At 74.8% G+C, this 14,765-nt stretch carries 12 protein-coding genes and 1 tRNA gene; 3 read left to right on the forward strand and 10 right to left on the reverse strand.

Annotated elements, in window-relative coordinates:
• Positions 1–9 precede the first annotated feature (9 nt).
• Positions 10–717: a succinate dehydrogenase cytochrome b subunit gene (locus tag HL663_RS00125; RefSeq protein WP_173026481.1), complete on the reverse strand. Its 708-nt coding sequence runs from the start codon at positions 715–717 to the stop codon at positions 10–12.
• 107 nt (positions 718–824) lie between these two features.
• Positions 825–1,661 carry a 16S rRNA (cytidine(1402)-2'-O)-methyltransferase gene (gene rsmI / locus HL663_RS00130; RefSeq protein WP_173026482.1) on the reverse strand — a complete coding sequence of 279 codons (837 nt, stop codon included), beginning with the start codon at positions 1,659–1,661 and terminating at the stop codon, positions 825–827.
• Positions 1,662–1,717: 56 nt separating this feature from the next.
• Between rsmI and HL663_RS00135 the strand changes: the two genes are divergently transcribed.
• Together HL663_RS00135 and HL663_RS00140 are read left to right on the forward strand one after the other, a co-directional pair.
• Positions 1,718–3,277, forward strand: coding sequence for a dolichyl-phosphate-mannose--protein mannosyltransferase (locus tag HL663_RS00135; RefSeq protein ID WP_173026483.1), 1,560 nt, complete (start codon positions 1,718–1,720; stop codon positions 3,275–3,277).
• 53 nt (positions 3,278–3,330) lie between these two features.
• Positions 3,331–6,894, forward strand: coding sequence for a TM0106 family RecB-like putative nuclease (locus HL663_RS00140; protein ID WP_173026484.1), 3,564 nt, complete (start codon positions 3,331–3,333; stop codon positions 6,892–6,894).
• A 28-nt stretch (positions 6,895–6,922) separates the two neighbouring features.
• Here HL663_RS00140 and HL663_RS00145 read toward each other — a convergent pair whose 3' ends face one another.
• Entirely contained in the window at positions 6,923–7,462 is a 540-nt protein-coding gene (locus HL663_RS00145; protein WP_216842637.1) for a DinB family protein, read from the reverse strand.
• 220 nt (positions 7,463–7,682) lie between these two features.
• A tRNA-Ala gene (locus HL663_RS00150) sits at positions 7,683–7,755 on the reverse strand.
• A gap of 149 nt (positions 7,756–7,904) precedes the next feature.
• On the opposite strand from HL663_RS00150, the gene HL663_RS00155 reads away from it, so the two are divergent.
• Positions 7,905–9,203 (forward strand): AI-2E family transporter, encoded by a 1,299-nt coding sequence (locus HL663_RS00155; protein ID WP_173026486.1) that lies wholly within the window; start codon positions 7,905–7,907, stop codon positions 9,201–9,203.
• 212 nt (positions 9,204–9,415) lie between these two features.
• Here HL663_RS00155 and HL663_RS00160 read toward each other — a convergent pair whose 3' ends face one another.
• The 6 genes from HL663_RS00160 to HL663_RS00185 form a co-directional block, all read right to left on the reverse strand.
• Complete coding sequence (locus HL663_RS00160; RefSeq protein ID WP_173026487.1) at positions 9,416–10,432, reverse strand: SepX/GlpR family protein; 1,017 nt, start codon at positions 10,430–10,432, stop codon at positions 9,416–9,418.
• A 25-nt stretch (positions 10,433–10,457) separates the two neighbouring features.
• Positions 10,458–11,117, reverse strand: a complete 660-nt coding sequence (locus tag HL663_RS00165) for a GNAT family N-acetyltransferase (RefSeq protein ID WP_286175797.1) — start codon at positions 11,115–11,117, stop codon at positions 10,458–10,460.
• A 62-nt stretch (positions 11,118–11,179) separates the two neighbouring features.
• The gene (locus HL663_RS00170) at positions 11,180–11,677 is read right to left on the reverse strand and encodes a MogA/MoaB family molybdenum cofactor biosynthesis protein (protein WP_173026489.1); all 498 of its coding nucleotides are present in this window, start codon (positions 11,675–11,677) and stop codon (positions 11,180–11,182) included.
• On the reverse strand, positions 11,674–12,105 hold the full coding sequence (moaC, locus tag HL663_RS00175) for a cyclic pyranopterin monophosphate synthase MoaC (RefSeq protein WP_173029905.1): 432 nt from the start codon (positions 12,103–12,105) through the stop codon (positions 11,674–11,676). The genes HL663_RS00170 and moaC overlap by 4 nt, the downstream gene beginning before the upstream one ends.
• Positions 12,106–12,160: 55 nt before the next feature.
• On the reverse strand, positions 12,161–13,381 hold the full coding sequence (locus HL663_RS00180) for a molybdopterin molybdotransferase MoeA (RefSeq protein WP_173026490.1): 1,221 nt from the start codon (positions 13,379–13,381) through the stop codon (positions 12,161–12,163).
• The gene (locus tag HL663_RS00185; protein WP_173026491.1) at positions 13,381–14,763 is read right to left on the reverse strand and encodes a UTP--glucose-1-phosphate uridylyltransferase; all 1,383 of its coding nucleotides are present in this window, start codon (positions 14,761–14,763) and stop codon (positions 13,381–13,383) included. Before HL663_RS00185 ends, HL663_RS00180 begins: the two co-directional genes overlap by 1 nt.
• Positions 14,764–14,765 lie beyond the last annotated feature (2 nt).

Genomic DNA, 14,765 nt, shown 5'->3' on the forward strand with positions numbered 1-14,765 from the left:
GTCAGTGCCTCACTTGATCAGGCCGAAGGTGATGGACAGGGGCGGGATGAGGAACCCGACGACGACGACCGCGGCGACGGCGTGGCCGACGAGCTTGGCGCGGCGGTAGGCGTGCGGGGTCGAGGTCCAGCCGAGCGTCTGCTGCGCGCTGAACGTCCCGTGCGAGAGGTGGAACGCGAGGGCCACCATCGCGAGCACGTAGATGAGCGTGTTCCACGGGACCTGGAAGCTGGCGACGACGAGCTCGTAGGGGTTGTTCTGGATCGAGGCGCCCTGCTTGTCGCCGTTGACCGAGAACTTGAGGATCGTGAACTGCAGGAGGTGCCACACGAGGAAGAGCAGGAGGAAGACCCCGCCCCAGCGCATCCACGCCGTGCGCATCGCGGTCTTCACCGCCGCGTACTTGGTGCGGCGCGCGTTGCCGGCCCGGCTCCACAGCGTGAAGGCCGCGTACGCGTGGCCGACGAGGCTGAGGACGAGGACGACGCGGATGACCCAGAGCAGACCGGCGTACGGGAGCATCGGCTCGCCGAGCGTGCGCAGGTGCTCGGCGTAGGTGTTGAACGACTCCTCACCGCCGAGGGCCTTGAGGTTGCCGTACATGTGCAGGAGCACGTACCCGATGAACACCAGGCCGGTCCCCGCCATGAGGATCTTCAGGCCGATGGTGGTGCGCCGGGCCGTCGCTGCAGGTCGCGAGGATGTCTTGGTGGCCACGAAGCGAAACCCTATCCCCGGGTCCCGACGGGATCGAGGCGTGTCGAGGGTGGGCGGGTGTGAGATGCGCCCGGTTACCCCGACGTAGACCCGGTCGGCGCGGGGTGTCAGCCGCGGCGGGCGGCGACGGCGGCGTCGTAGAGCACGCGCTTCGACAGCCCCGTCGCGGAGGCCACCTCGGCGCACGCGTCCTTGAGCCGCTCGCCGGCGGCGGCCCGCCGGACCACCTCCGCGACGGCGTCCTCGAGGGTGGCCGAGGGACCGCTGGCGCCGGCGACGACCACGGTGATCTCGCCGCGGGCGTGCTCCTGCGCCCACTCCGCGAGCTCGGCCAGCCCGCCGCGGCGGACCTCCTCGTAGGTCTTGGTCAGCTCGCGGCACACCGCGGCCGGCCGGTCGGCGCCGAACGCCTCCGCCATCGCCGTCAGCGCCCGGGCGAGGCGGTGCGGCGCCTCGAAGAACACGAGGGTGCGCGGCTCGGTGGCCAGGGCCGCGAGGGTGCCGGCCCGCTCGCCCTCCTTGCGCGGCAGGAACCCCTCGAAGCAGAAGCGGTCGACCGGCAGCCCCGACACCGCGAGCGCCGTGAGGACGGCCGAGGGGCCGGGGACGGCCGTGACGCGGACGCCGGCCTCGACGGCGGCGGCGACGAGCCGGTAGCCCGGGTCGGAGACGGACGGCATCCCGGCGTCGGTGACGACGAGGACGCGGGCGCCGGCGACGAGCTCCGGGACGAGGTCGGCGGCGCGGCCCGACTCGTTGTGCTCGTGGAAGGACAGGACCCGGCCGGTGGGCGCCACGTCGAGCTCGGCGCACAGCCGGCGCAGCCGCCGGGTGTCCTCGGCCGCGACGACGTCGGCGGTGGCGAGCTCCTCGCGCAGCCGCGGCGCGGCGTCGCGGGGGTCGCCGATCGGGGTGGCCGCGAGGACGAGGACGCCGGCGCTCATCCCGCGAGTCTCGCACGCCTCCCGGGACGCACGGGCCACCCACCTACGATGTGCCGGTGACCCGGACCGAGGAGCTGCGCCACCGCCTGCTCGGGTACCGGCCCACCGACGTCCTCTGGGGATGGCTCGGCCCGGGGCTCATCGCCCTCGTCGGCGGCGTGCTGCGGTTCTGGCGGCTCGACCGGCCGCAGGCCCTCGTGTTCGACGAGACGTACTACGTCAAGCAGGGCTACTCGATGATCCGCTACGGCGTCGAGATGCGGACCCTGCGCTCGCTGCAGAAGCCGGACGTGCCCTTCGCGCAGGGCAACCCGGACGTCTTCTCCTCGACCGAGGGCGACTACGTCGTCCACCCGCCGGTCGGCAAGTGGGTCATCGGCGCCGGCGAGTGGCTGCTCGGCGCCGACAACGGCTGGGGCTGGCGCTTCTCCGTCGCGCTGCTCGGGACGCTGTCGATCCTCGTCGTGGGGCGCGTGGCGCGGCGGATGTTCGGGTCGACCGCGCTGGGGTGCGTCGCCGCGTTCCTCCTCGCCTTCGAGGGCCTGCACTTCGTCATGTCGCGCACCGGCATCCTCGACGTCATCGTCATGTTCTTCGCCCTGTGCGCGTTCGGGGCGCTGCTCGTCGACCGCGACCGCAGCCGCGAGGTGCTGGCCACGAAGGTCGGGGCGCTGGCCCGGGGCGAGTGGCCGCGCGGCGGCGGGCCGTGGCTCGGCTGGCGGCCGTGGCGCTGGGTGGCGGGGGTGTCGCTCGGGCTGTGCACCGGAACGAAGATCTCGGGGCTGTTCTTCCTCGCGGCCTTCGGGCTCATGACGGTGTGGTGGGACATGGGGGCGCGCCGGGCCGCGGGCGTGCGGCACTGGGCACGCGGGGCGCTGCTCGTCGACGCGCCGTTCGCGGCGGTGCAGACGGTCGTGACGGCCGCCGCGGTCTACCTCGTGTCGTGGACCGGCTGGTTCGCGACGAGCGTCGGCTACAACCGGCAGTGGGCGGAGACCAACCCGGGGCAGGGCGTGCAGTGGCTGCCGCCGGCCCTGCGCAGCCTCGTCGACTACCACCGCCAACAGTTCGGCTTCAACACGACGCTGAGCAGCCCGCACCCGTACCAGTCCAACCCCTGGTCCTGGCTGGTCCAGACGCGGCCGACGTCCTTCTACTACGAGAGCCCGACGCGCGGCGTCGACGGCTGCACGGTCGACCAGTGCTCGCAGGCCATCAACCCGATCGGGACGATCTCGCTGTGGTGGCTCGGCATCCTCGCCCTGCTCGTCGTCCTCTGGTGGTGGCTCGTGCGCCGCGACTGGCGCGCCGGGGCCATCGCGGCGGGGATGGTCGGCGGCTACCTGCCGTGGTTCCTCTTCCAGGACCGGACGATCTTCACCTTCTACGCGGTCGCGTTCGAGCCGTACGTCGTGCTGGCGGTGACCTTCCTCATCGGGCTGTGGGTGGGGCGGCGCTCCCCCGACCCCGTGCGCTGGCGGACGCGGGTGCTCGTCGTCGGCGGGTACCTGGCGCTGACCCTCGCCCTGTTCGCGTTCTTCCACCCGGTCTACGTCGCCGACACGATCCCCTACGAGCACTGGCACTGGCGGATGTGGTTCCCCAGCTGGATCTGACGGCCGCCCCCGGGTGCGGTGGGGCTGTCGGGGGCCCGGCGTAGGTTGCCGTCATGTTCCTCCTCGACGACGACCAGCGGCTCGTGCTCAGCGCGAGCGACCTGCGCACGGCGTCGCAGTGCGAGTTCGCCCTCGTCGTCGGGCTCGACGTCGTCCGCGGCCTGCGCGAGGGCGTCGACGACCCCGACGACGCGATGCTGCGCCGCGTCTCGCAGCTCGGCGACCAGCACGAGAACGCCGAGCTGCGGCGCCTGCACGAGCTGTACCGCGGGCGGGTGCGGCAGCTGCCCGCGCCCCGGCCGCAGAACACCGTGGCCGGGCTGGGCGCCGCGATGGACGCGACGCTCGAGGCGCTGGCCTCCGACGCCGCCGTGCTGTCGCAGGCGACGCTCTTCGACGGCTCGTTCGTCGGGCGCGCCGACTTCCTCGAGCGCAGCGACGCCGGCTGGGTCGTCAGCGACACCAAGCTCGCCCGCCACGAGAACGTCCCCGCACTCCTCCAGGTGGCGGCCTACGCGGCGCTGCTCGAGGGGGCGGGGGTGCCGGTGGCACCCGTGGCCCGGCTCGTCCTCGGCGACGGCGAGGTGCGCGACGTGCCGCTCGGCGACGTCCTGTCCGTCTACCGGGTCCGCCGGGCCCGCCTCGAGCAGTTGCTCACCGACCACCTCGCGGGCGGCGGGCCGGCGACGTGGGGGGATGCCCGGTGGCTGGCCTGCGGGCGCTGCGCCGCGTGCACCCCCGAGGTCGAGGCGTCGCGCGACCTCCTCCTCGTCGCCGGGATGCGGGGCCCGACGCGGGCGCGCCTGCACGAGGCGGGCGTCCACACCGTCGAGCAGCTCGCCGCGCGGACCGAGCCCGTGCCCGACGTGCGGCCGGCCCAGCTCGAGCGGCTCGTCGCCCAGGCGCGGCTCCAGCTGCGCCAGGACGCCGACCCCGCCGGCGCCGTCTCCTACGAGCTCGTCGACACCGAGGCGCTGCGCCGGATGCCGGCTCCGGACGACGGCGACGTGTTCTTCGACTTCGAGGGCGACCCCCTGTGGCACGAGCGCGGCTCGGGCGACTGGGGGCTGGAGTACCTCTTCGGGATGGTGCAGGTCGACACCGGCACACCGAGGTTCGCGACGTTCTGGGCGCACGACCGGGCCGGCGAGAAGCAGGCCCTCGTCGACTTCGTGACCCACGTGACCGAGCGGCGGCGGCGCTTCCCCGGGCTGCACGTCTACCACTACGCGCCCTACGAGACCTCGGCCCTGCTGCGGCTCGCGGCACGGCACGGGGTCTGCGAGGACGAGGTCGACCAGCTCCTGCGCGACGGCGTCTTCGTCGACCTCTACGCGGTCGTCCGGGCCGCCCTGCGGGTGTCGCAGCGCTCGTACTCCATCAAGAAGCTCGAGCCGCTCTACATGGAGGCCCGCGAGGAGGACGTCCAGGGCGGCGCGGAGAGCATCGTGGCGTACCACGAGTACGAGCAGGCGCTCGTCGACGGGCGCACCGAGGAGGCCCGGCGGCGCCTGCAGGACATCGCCGACTACAACGAGAAGGACTGCGAGTCGACGCTCTTCCTGCGCGACTGGCTGCTCGAGCGGCGCCGCGAGGTCTGGGGTGACGTTCCGACGCCGGCGCCCGAGGAGGTCGAGGAGGCGCCGGTCAGCGAACGGCGGCGCGCGGCCCTCGAGCTCGAGGCCGCCGTGCGGGCCCACGTCGACGGCGTCGTCGCCGCGGACCGGTCGGCCGAGCAGCAGGGCGTGGCGCTCGTCGGCTCCGCCGTGCTCTTCCACGCCCGCGAGGACAAGCCGAAGTGGCAGGAGCACTTCGAGCGCCTGCGGCTGCCGATCAGCGAGTGGCGTTCGGCTGACGGCGTGTTCGTCGTCGACGACGTCGAGGTGGCCGAGGACTGGCACCGGCCGCCCCGCGCCCGCAAGGCCCGCCGGCGGCTGCGGCTGCACGGGGAGCCGACGCGCAACCTCCCGCTGCCGGTCGGCGCCAAGGTCTCGGCCGTCTACGCCTCGCCGACGCCCGAGGGGGTGACGGCCGGGGTGCACGACGCGCACGGGGCGAGCGGGTCCGGGCTCACCGTGGTCGCCACCGAGGACTCGCTCACCGCGTCCGGATGGGTCCGCCAGGTGCTCGAGGTCGAGGAGACCCAGCCCGGCCCGTCACCGCACGACGTCGGCCCGGTCGCGCTCGTGCCGAACGACCACGTGATGACGGCGAGCATCGACGACGCCCTCGCCGAGGTCGCCGAGCAGGTGCGCCCGGGCGGCCGCCTCCCGGTCTCGGCCGGGGCCGACCTGCTGCTGCGCCGGGCCCCGCGGCTGCGGGGCGGGGCAGCGCTGCCCGTCGCGCAGGGGCCGGGGGGCTACGTCGACGCCATCACCGCGGCGCTGCGCGCGATGGACGACTCCTGCCTCGCGGTCCAGGGCCCCCCGGGCACGGGCAAGACGTACGTCGGGTCCCACGTCATCGCCCGGCTCGTCGAGCAGGGATGGGCCGTCGGCGTCACCGCCCAGAGCCACGCCGCCGTCGAGAACGTGCTCACGACGCTCGTCGCCACCGCCGGGGTGCCGGCCGAGCAAGTCGGCAAGGCGGGGGCCCGCACGGCCGACCCGTCGTGGACCGCGCTCGACAAGGCCGACGACCTCGCCCGGTTCGCGGCCGAGCACCGCGCCGCCGGACGCGGCTACGTCGTCGGGGGCACGGCCTGGGACCTCACCAACACCAAGCGGGTCGGCCGCGGCGAGCTCGACCTCCTCGTCATCGACGAGGCCGGGCAGTTCTCGCTCGCCAAGGCACTCGCGGTGTCCGTGGCCGCGCAGCGCCTGCTGCTCCTCGGCGACCCGCAGCAGCTGCCCGGCGTCACGACGGGCGTGCACGCCGAGCCCGTCGACACCGCGGCGCTCGTCCACCTCGCCGGCGGGGCGTCCGTCCTGCCCGCGGAGCTCGGGTACTTCCTCGCGACGACCTGGCGGATGCACCCCGCCCTCACCGCCTGCGTCTCCGACCTCGCCTACGAGGGCCGGCTGACCTCGAACGCCGCGGTCACGGCCGGGCGGACCCTCGACGGTGTCGAGCCCGGGCTGCACGTCCGCCTCGTCGAGCACCGGGACAACTCGACGCACTCCCGGGAGGAGGCCGACGCCGTGCTCGACCTCGTCCGCGACCTCCTCGGGCGCGCGTGGGTCGACCCCGGGGCGCGGGGCCCCGACGGTGCTCCGGCCGGGCCGCGCCCGCTGGGGCAGGGCGACGTCGTCGTCATCACGCCGTACAACGCCCAGGTCACCCTGCTGCGCCGGACCCTCGACGACGCCGGCCTGCCGGACGTCGCCGTCGGCACGGTCGACCGCTTCCAGGGGCAGGAGGCCGCGGTCGCCGTCCTCTCGATGGCCGCGTCCTCGCACTCCGACGTCTCGCGCGGAATGGGCTTCCTCCTCGACCGGCACCGGCTCAACGTCGCGGTGTCGCGGGGCCAGCACTCCGCGTTCGTCGTCCGCTCGCGCGTGCTCACCGACTTCTCGCCGCGCAGCGCCGACGAGCTGGTCGCGCTCGGGGCGTTCCTGCGGCTGTGCGAGGCCGCGGTCACGACGCGCCAGGTGGGCGCGCGGCAGCCGGTCGGCTGACGCGGGCTCGCGGGGCGGGCGCGTCCGGCTACTCCCCGGTGCGCCCGTCGATGCACTCGCGCAGCAGGTCGGCGTGGCCGTTGTGGCGGGCGTACTCCTCGACGAGGTGCACGAGCACGTCGCGCACGGCCATCTCCTCGTCACGCCGGGTCACCGTCGAGCCGAGGTCCTCGGGGGCGAGGGTGTCGAGCCAGGCGTCGGCGGCCTCGATCTCGCGCTGCCAGGTGGCGAAGGAGTCCTCGACCATCGCGGGGTCGCCGGTCGCGCTCGTCAGCTCGAAGTCCGGGTCGTCGTGGTCCGCGTAGAGCGGGTCGGGCACCTCGAGCTGCTGGAGGACGTGCCGGAACCAGTACTGCTCGACGACCGCGAGGTGCCGCACGAGCCCGAGCAGGCTGAGCGAGCTCGGCGGCACCGAGCGCCGGGCCAGCCGCTCGGCGTCCAGCCCCTCGCACTTCAGGCGCAGGGTGAGCCGGTGGAAGGTCAGGTAGTGGCGCAGCACGGCCAGCTCCTGCACCGGCGTGCCGACGGGACGGGGGTCGGACGCGGGGTCGCTCCACATGTCGCTCATGCCGACCACCCAAGCGGGGCCGGGCCCGCCGGGCAACCGCATTCCCCGCAGACACGACGAAGGGCCGGCGTCAGGACGCCGGCCCTTCTCTCGAGTGGAGCTGAGGGGACCCCGTCGCGAGGAGGCGCTCCGCGCCGGCGACTCCTCCTCGAATCCCCGCGACTCGTCCCACCGATGACGAAGGACCCGGCGAAAAGCGTGCCGGGTCCTTCGTCATCGGTGGAGCTGAGGGGATTCGAACCCCTGGCCTTCTCATTGCGAACGAGACGCGCTACCAACTGCGCCACAGCCCCGAGTGCGGAGAAACGATAACACCGCCGGGCCCCCCGTCCGAAACCGGCCCACCGCAGCGCGAGTGGTGCGCGTCGGCGGCGCCGTCGGCGCTGGTCTTCCGGCCTGCCACGCCGCGTCCGGCCTGCTCCGGACCCCCTAGAGTCGACGCATGAGACTCCCCCGGCCCGGCGGCCGCCCCACCCGCGGTGGCCCCAGCGACCTGCCGAGGAGCCTGCCCACGACGGGCGTCGAGCCCCTCACCGCGCACGACCCCCGCGGTCGGGCCGAGTGGGGCGTCCCGCTCGGTGTGCGCACCGCCAGCGAGTGGGCCTGGCGGGGCATCGTCATCGGCGCCGCGCTCGGGGTCGTCCTCTGGCTGACGACCGTCCTGTCCGAGGTGGTCATCCCGATCATCGTCGCGCTGCTGCTCAGCGCCCTGCTGCACCCGGTGCACAACTTCCTCGCGCGGGCCCTGCCCCGCGGGCTCGCCGCGTTCGTCACGGTCATCGGGACGATGGCCGTCGTCTTCGGCCTCATCTCGTTCGTCGGCTCACAGCTGGGGAGCCAGCTCGGGGACATCACGACCAAGGTCACCGACGGCATCGACCAGATCCGCAGCTGGGTCCAGACCACGTTCGGCATCACCGACACCCAGCTGACCGAGTACCTCGCCAAGGCCCGTGAGTCGATGAGCTCCTCCGGGATCGGCGACACCGCCGCCGCGGCCGGGCTCACCGTCGGTCACCTCCTGACCGGCTTCTTCCTCGGCCTGTTCACGCTCTTCTTCTTCCTCTACGACGGCTCCGGCATCTGGGGCTGGGTCGTGCGCCTGGCCCCCCGCGGCGCCCGGGAGCGCGTCCACTCCTCCGGCATCATCGCCTGGGGTCAACTGGCCGCCTTCACGCGCGCGACGATCTTCGTGGCCGCGGCGGACGCCATCGGCATCGGCGTCGGCGCCGCGATCCTCGGCGTGCCGTTCGCCTCGGGCATCGCCCTGCTCGTCTTCTTCGGCGCGTTCATCCCGATCGTCGGCGCGGCCGTGTCGGGCGCGGTCGCCGTGCTCCTGGCGCTCGTCGCGCTCGGGCCGGTGCAGGCGCTCATCATGCTCGCCATCGTCATCGGGGTGCAGCAGATGGAGAGCCACCTGCTCCAGCCGCTGCTCATCGGCCGGGCGATGCGCCTGCACCCGCTGGCCGTCATCCTCGCCATCGCCGCGGGGCTCATCCTCGCCGGCGTCATCGGCGGCCTCATCGCGGTGCCGACCGTCGCCGTGCTCAACGCGGTCGGGCACCACCTGCTCGACAACCCGGGCTCCCCGGCGCAGGAGGTCGACCCCGACGACGACATGACCGCCCGGTCGGTCCTCGGCGACGAGGCCGCCGACCGCGCCGAGCTGCACGCGGCACAGTCCGAGGCCCGTCGCCTGGGCCAGGACGTGCCCGAGGACCCGCAGCCCGAGCAGGACTGACCCCCACCTCACCGCGAACGTGTGTGAACTCGCCGGACTTTCCCGGCGAGTTCACACACGTTCGTGCTGGAGGACGCCGGGCTCCCCCGAACGTGTGTGAAGAAGCGCGGGATACCGACGTTCTTCACACACGTTCGCGGTGACACGGGGCGCGGTCGGTCAGGCGCCGGCCGATTCGCTCAGGCGCTCGTGGTGAACGCGGGTGGGGCCGGTCAGGCGCCGGCGGCGCGGCGCTGGCGCAGGTCGTCCTCGCGGGCCGGGGCCTGCACCGGGGCGGCCTCGGGGGCCGTCGCGGCGGGGGCGACGGCGGGACGCTCGGCCTTGGCCTTCATCGTGTAGGTCGGGCGCGGCACGGGGACGGGCTCCCACGTGAGCGGGATGTCGTCCTCGTCGACGAGGTGGACGTACTCGATGACCGGCTCCGGCTCGGGGGCCGGAGCTGCAGGGGGCGCCTGGACCACCGGGGCGGTCTCGACGGCGGCGTCGGCGGTGACCGTGGAGCCGGCGGCGACGGCGGTCGCCGCGACCTCGGTGTCCTCGTGCTCGGTGCGGGACTCGTCCGCAGCGGCCCGGGAGCGGCGCGTGCCCGCGTCGTCGACGGACGGCGCCGCGGGACGGGAGGCAGCGGCCGGACGCGCGGCTGCAGGACGACGACGGGCGGCGGTCGCCGGGGCGGCCGTGGCGCGACGCCGCGCCTCGTCGGCCGAGCGACGGCGCTGGGCGGAGCGGGCGGCCTGCTCGGCGCGGACCCCGGCCCGCACCCAGCCGAAGGCGGCGAGCAGGGCGATGCCCGCGACGGCGGGGACCCAGCCGGAGACGGAGGAGAAGGCGGCCAGCGGCCCGGTGACGACGACGGCCAGCAGCGCGCCGAGGAGCGCGAGGCCGCGCACGCGGCGCGGAGCGCCCTGGTGGGCGGCGGCCGCGGGGCGCGTCCGGACGGGGGCGGGCACCGGTCGGGCGGAGCCGCCCTCGGCCGCCACGGCACGCTTGACGGTGACCTCGGGGCGCGCCGAGCGCGCCGGGTGCACGGAGTACGTCCGCGGCGCGGGGTCGGAGAGGTCGGTGCGCGGGATGGGGGCGCGGCGCTCGAGCACGCGCATCGCGGCGCTGAACTGCTCGACCGACCGGGCGGTCGAGAGCTGGTCGCGACGACGGATCCAGTACTGCACGAAGTAGGCAGCCCAGACCCCGAGGAGGACGAGGAAGATCAGGCTCGACGGGGACCGCACGGTCCGACGGTAGGTGCCGTCGGCCTCAGGATTCCGCACCCGGGTCGGTGTGTCGCGGAAGTGACTGCTGTGACGGCTGTTCCGACGCCGCGATCCGGGCCAGGCGAGCGGTGAGGGGCTCGCCGCCGAGGTCCTCCACGGTCAGCGCGAACGACAGGTGGTCGCGCCAGGCGCCGTCGATGTGGAGGTACGCGGGACGCCTTCCCTCGGAACGGAACCCGAGCTTGCGCACCACCGCGAGGCTTGCCGTGTTCTCGGGGCGGACGTTGATCTCCATGCGGTGCAGCCCGACCCGGCGCAGGAGGTGGTCGCCGACGAGCGCGACGGCGGTCGGCACGACCATCTGGCCGGCGACGGCCCGGCTCACCCAGTAGCCGACCGTGCACGAGCGGAAGGAGCCGTAGACGATGGTGCCGACGTTGACCTGGCCGACGAGGCGCCCCCCGGACTCGAGCGCCAGCGGGAGGGACCGGCCGGCCGCCGCCTCCACCTCGTAGGCGGCGACGAGCTCGTCGAAGGTGCGGGCGGGAGCATCGGGGTCGGGCGAGGTCGCGTCCCACGGCTCGAGCCAGGCCGCGTTCGCCCGGCGCACGGCCTGGAAGACGGGGGCGTCCTCACGGACGAGCGGGCGCAGCAGGACGTCGGCGCCGGTCGGGGTGGTGCCCGACAGGCGCAGCGGCCACACCCACTCCCTCGGCGCCCCGGCCGCCGGCCCGTCCCCCTCCGGACGCCGCAGCCGGCGCCACATCAGTGGTCGCCCCCGCGGACCTGGTCGAGGGCGTGCGGCAGGACCTCGGCGAGGACGGCGAGGGCGTCGCGCACCCCGCCGCTGGACCCCGGGAGGTTGACGACGAGCGTGCGCCCCGCGAGCCCCGCGAGCCCGCGCGAGAGCACCGCGGTCGGGATGCCCTGCGCCACACCGCGCGCCCGCACGGCCTCGGCGAGTCCGGGGACCTCGCGGTCCAGCAGCGGCCGGGTGGCCTCGGGCGTGCCGTCGGTCGGCGTCAGGCCCGTCCCGCCGGTGGTCAGGAGCAGGTCGGGCCCCTCGGCGAGGGCGGCGACGAGCGCTTCGGCCACGGCCGGTCCGTCGGGGACGACCCGCGGCTCGGCGACCTCGCAGCCCCAGCCCCGCAGGGCCTCGACGATGAGGGCGCCCCCGCGGTCGGGGTAGACGCCCTGCGCGGCGCGCGTCGAGCAGGTGACGACGGCGGCGCGGCGGCCGGTGAGGTCGGGCTGCTCGCTCATCGTTCCTCCTCCCAGTCCCCGGAGCGACCGCCGGACTTCGCGGTGACGCGGACGTCGGTGATGCGCGCGCGCTTGTCGACGGCCTTGACCATGTCGATGAGCCCGAGCGCGGCGACGGTGACGGCGGTCAGCGCCTCCATCTCGATGCCGGTGCGGTCGGCCGTGCGCGCCTCGGCCCGGATCTCGACGCCGTCGTCGACGACGTCGAGGTCGACCTCGACCGCGTGCACCGCGACGGGGTGCGCCAGCGGCACGAGCTCGGGGGTGCGCTTGACGGCCTGGATGCCGGCGATCCGGGCGACCGCGAGCGCGTCGCCCTTCGGCACGGTGCCGTCGCGCAGCGCCGCGACGGCCGCCGCCGAGAGCAGCACCCGCCCCCGCGCCTCGGCCCGGCGCGCCGTGACGGCCTTCGCCGAGACGTCGACCATGTGGGCCGTGCCGTCCGGCCGGACGTGGGTCAGCCCGCTCACCGGGCGCTGGGGGTCAGCCACAGCCCCGATGATGCCCCAGCAGCGGCAGGCAGCGGAGCCTGGCCCCCTCCTCGACCCGCCCGACCTCGGCCGGGACGACGGCCAGCGCGGTCGCCTCGGCGAGCGCCCCCAGCACGTGCGACCCCTGGCCGCCCGAGGGGACGACGACGCCGTCCCGCTCGACGACGCGGGTCATCTCGGTGCGCCCGGGGGCGGCCGGCCACGACGCGCCGGCGACGGCCTCGAAGGCGCCGTCGTCGTCGGGCTCGAGCCCGGCGAGCCGCCGCAGCGCGGGCAGGACGAAGACGTGGAACGAGACGTACGAGCTGACCGGGTTGCCGGGGAGCGTGACGACGGGCAGGCCGCTCGCGGCGACCCGACCGCAGCCCTGGGGCATCCCGGGGCGCATCGCGACCTTGGTGAAGTCGACGCCGCCGTCGGCGGTCAGGACCTCCTTCACCGTGTCGTAGACGCCCATCGAGACGCCGCCGGTCGTGATGACGAGGTCGGGGTCGCCGTCGGGCGCCGCGAGGAAGGCGCGCACCGCGTCGGCCTCGTCGCGCAGGTGGACCCCGGCCGCGACCTCGGCGCCGGCCGCCTCGACGAGCGCGCGGAGCATCAGGTGGTTGGAGTCGACGATCTGCCCGTGCTCGAGCCGGCCGCCGACGGGGACGAGCTCGTCGCCGGTCGAGACCACGGTGACGCGCGGGCGCCGGTGGACGACGACCTCGGGGATGTTCGACGCCGCGGCGAGCGCGACGTGGCCCGGCCCGAAGCGGGTACCCGCCGTCAGCACCACCGTGCCGGCCCGGACGTCCTCGCCGCGGTGGCGCAGGTGGCGCCCGACCTCGGGCTCGAGCCGCACCGAGACCTGCTGCGCCCCACCGTCGGTCATCTCGACCGCGACCACCGCGTCCGCGCCCTCGGGCAGGGGCGCACCGGTCATGATGCGCAGGGCGTGGCCGGGCTCGAGGACGTGCCGGGTCGTGTCGCCGGCCGCGACGTCGCCGTCGACCGGGAGGACCACCGGCGACTCCTCGCCCGCCCCGGCGAGGTCGGCGGCCCGCACGGCGTAGCCGTCCATCGCCGAGTTGTCGAAGCCCGGGAGGTCGACCAGCGCGACGGCGTCCTCCGCGAGGACCCGGCCGAGGGCGGACCCGACCGGGACGCGCTCGGAGGGAAGGGGGTCGACGAGGGAGAGCACGACCGTTCGGTGCTCGTCGACGGTGCGCATCAGGAGGCCCCGTCCAGCCGCGTGCCGTCCGCCAGCCGCCGGGGCTCGCCCGTGAGGTGGACGTCGCCGACGCAGACGACGTCCGCGCCGAAGGTCACGTCGGCCTCGACCCGCAGGCTCGTGCACTCGCGCAGCGACGGTGCGCCGGAGGGGAACCGGGCCTCGAAGTCGTCGACGAGCCGGTAGGCCGGCCCGAGGTCGACGAAGGGGTCCGGGTGGTCGGTGGCCGCCTCGACGGTGGCGTCGGCGGCGAGGCGGTAGAGGTCGCTGCGGATGAGCAGGAGCTCGTTGGTCGTCTTGACCGGGCGGAACCGGCTGCGCGGCACCGCGATCGCCCGCGCGCCGTCGAAGAGCTCGACGGCTGCGCCCATCGCCGACTCGACCTGGACGACCGGCGTCGAGGAGGGGTCGGTGGGGTCGACGGTCTTGCGGTTGACGATGATCGGCAGCCCGAGGACGCCGTCGCGCTCGTCCAGCCGGGCGGCGAGGACCTCCAGGTCGATCCACAGGTTGTTCGTGTGGAACCAGCGGTGCCGCTCGAGGTCCTGGAAGTACTCGTCCTCCCCCGGCGCCACGGCCGCGGAGTCACGCAGCACGAGGCGCCCGTCGCCGTGCCGCACGACGAGCTGGCCGCCCTTGCGGTCGTTGACGGTGCGGGCGCTCATCTCCGCGACGTAGGGGATGCCCTCGGCCGCCATCCACGCCGGAATCGCGCCGTCGCAGGTCGCGCCGAGGTTGTCGGCGTTGGAGAGGAACAGGTGGCGGAAGCCGCGTCGCCGCAGCTCCGCCAGGAGGCCGGTCGTGCGCAGCGCGACGAAGACGTCGCCGTGGCCGGGCGGGCACCACTCGAGCTCGGGGTCGGCGGGGTGCTCGACCGGGAAGAGGTCGTCGGCGCGGAGCTTGGGCTCCTTGCTCTGAAGAAAGTCCAGCGGCAGCCCGTCGACCTCGAGCCCCGGATGGCGCCGGAGGATCTCGAGCGAGGCGTCCCGCGTCCGGAAGGAGTCCATGAGCAGGAGCGGCACCTCGACGCCGTGCTCGCGGCGCAGGGCGAGCACCTGCTCGGCGATGACGTCGAGGAAGGAGCGGCCCTCGCGGACCTCGAGCGCCGACTTCGGCCCCTGGATCCCCATGCTCGTGCCGAGACCGCCGTTGAGCTTGACGACGACGGTGCCGGCCAGCGCCTCGCGGACGGCCTCCGGCGAGAGGTCGAGGTCGGCCAGCGACGGCGGGTCGGGCAGGGGGTCGACGGTGGCCTCGGGGATGGTCCCGGTCACGTCCGCGGCGAGCTGCTCGTGGTACTGGGCGAAGACGCGGACGGCGAGCTCGTCGACCCCGGCCTCGCGCATCCTGGCCGTCGCGGCCCGGAGGGCTTCGCTGGTCATGC

This window comes from Arthrobacter sp. NEB 688 (genome assembly GCF_013201035.1).
Taxonomy (GTDB): Bacteria; Actinomycetota; Actinomycetes; order Actinomycetales; family Dermatophilaceae; genus Phycicoccus.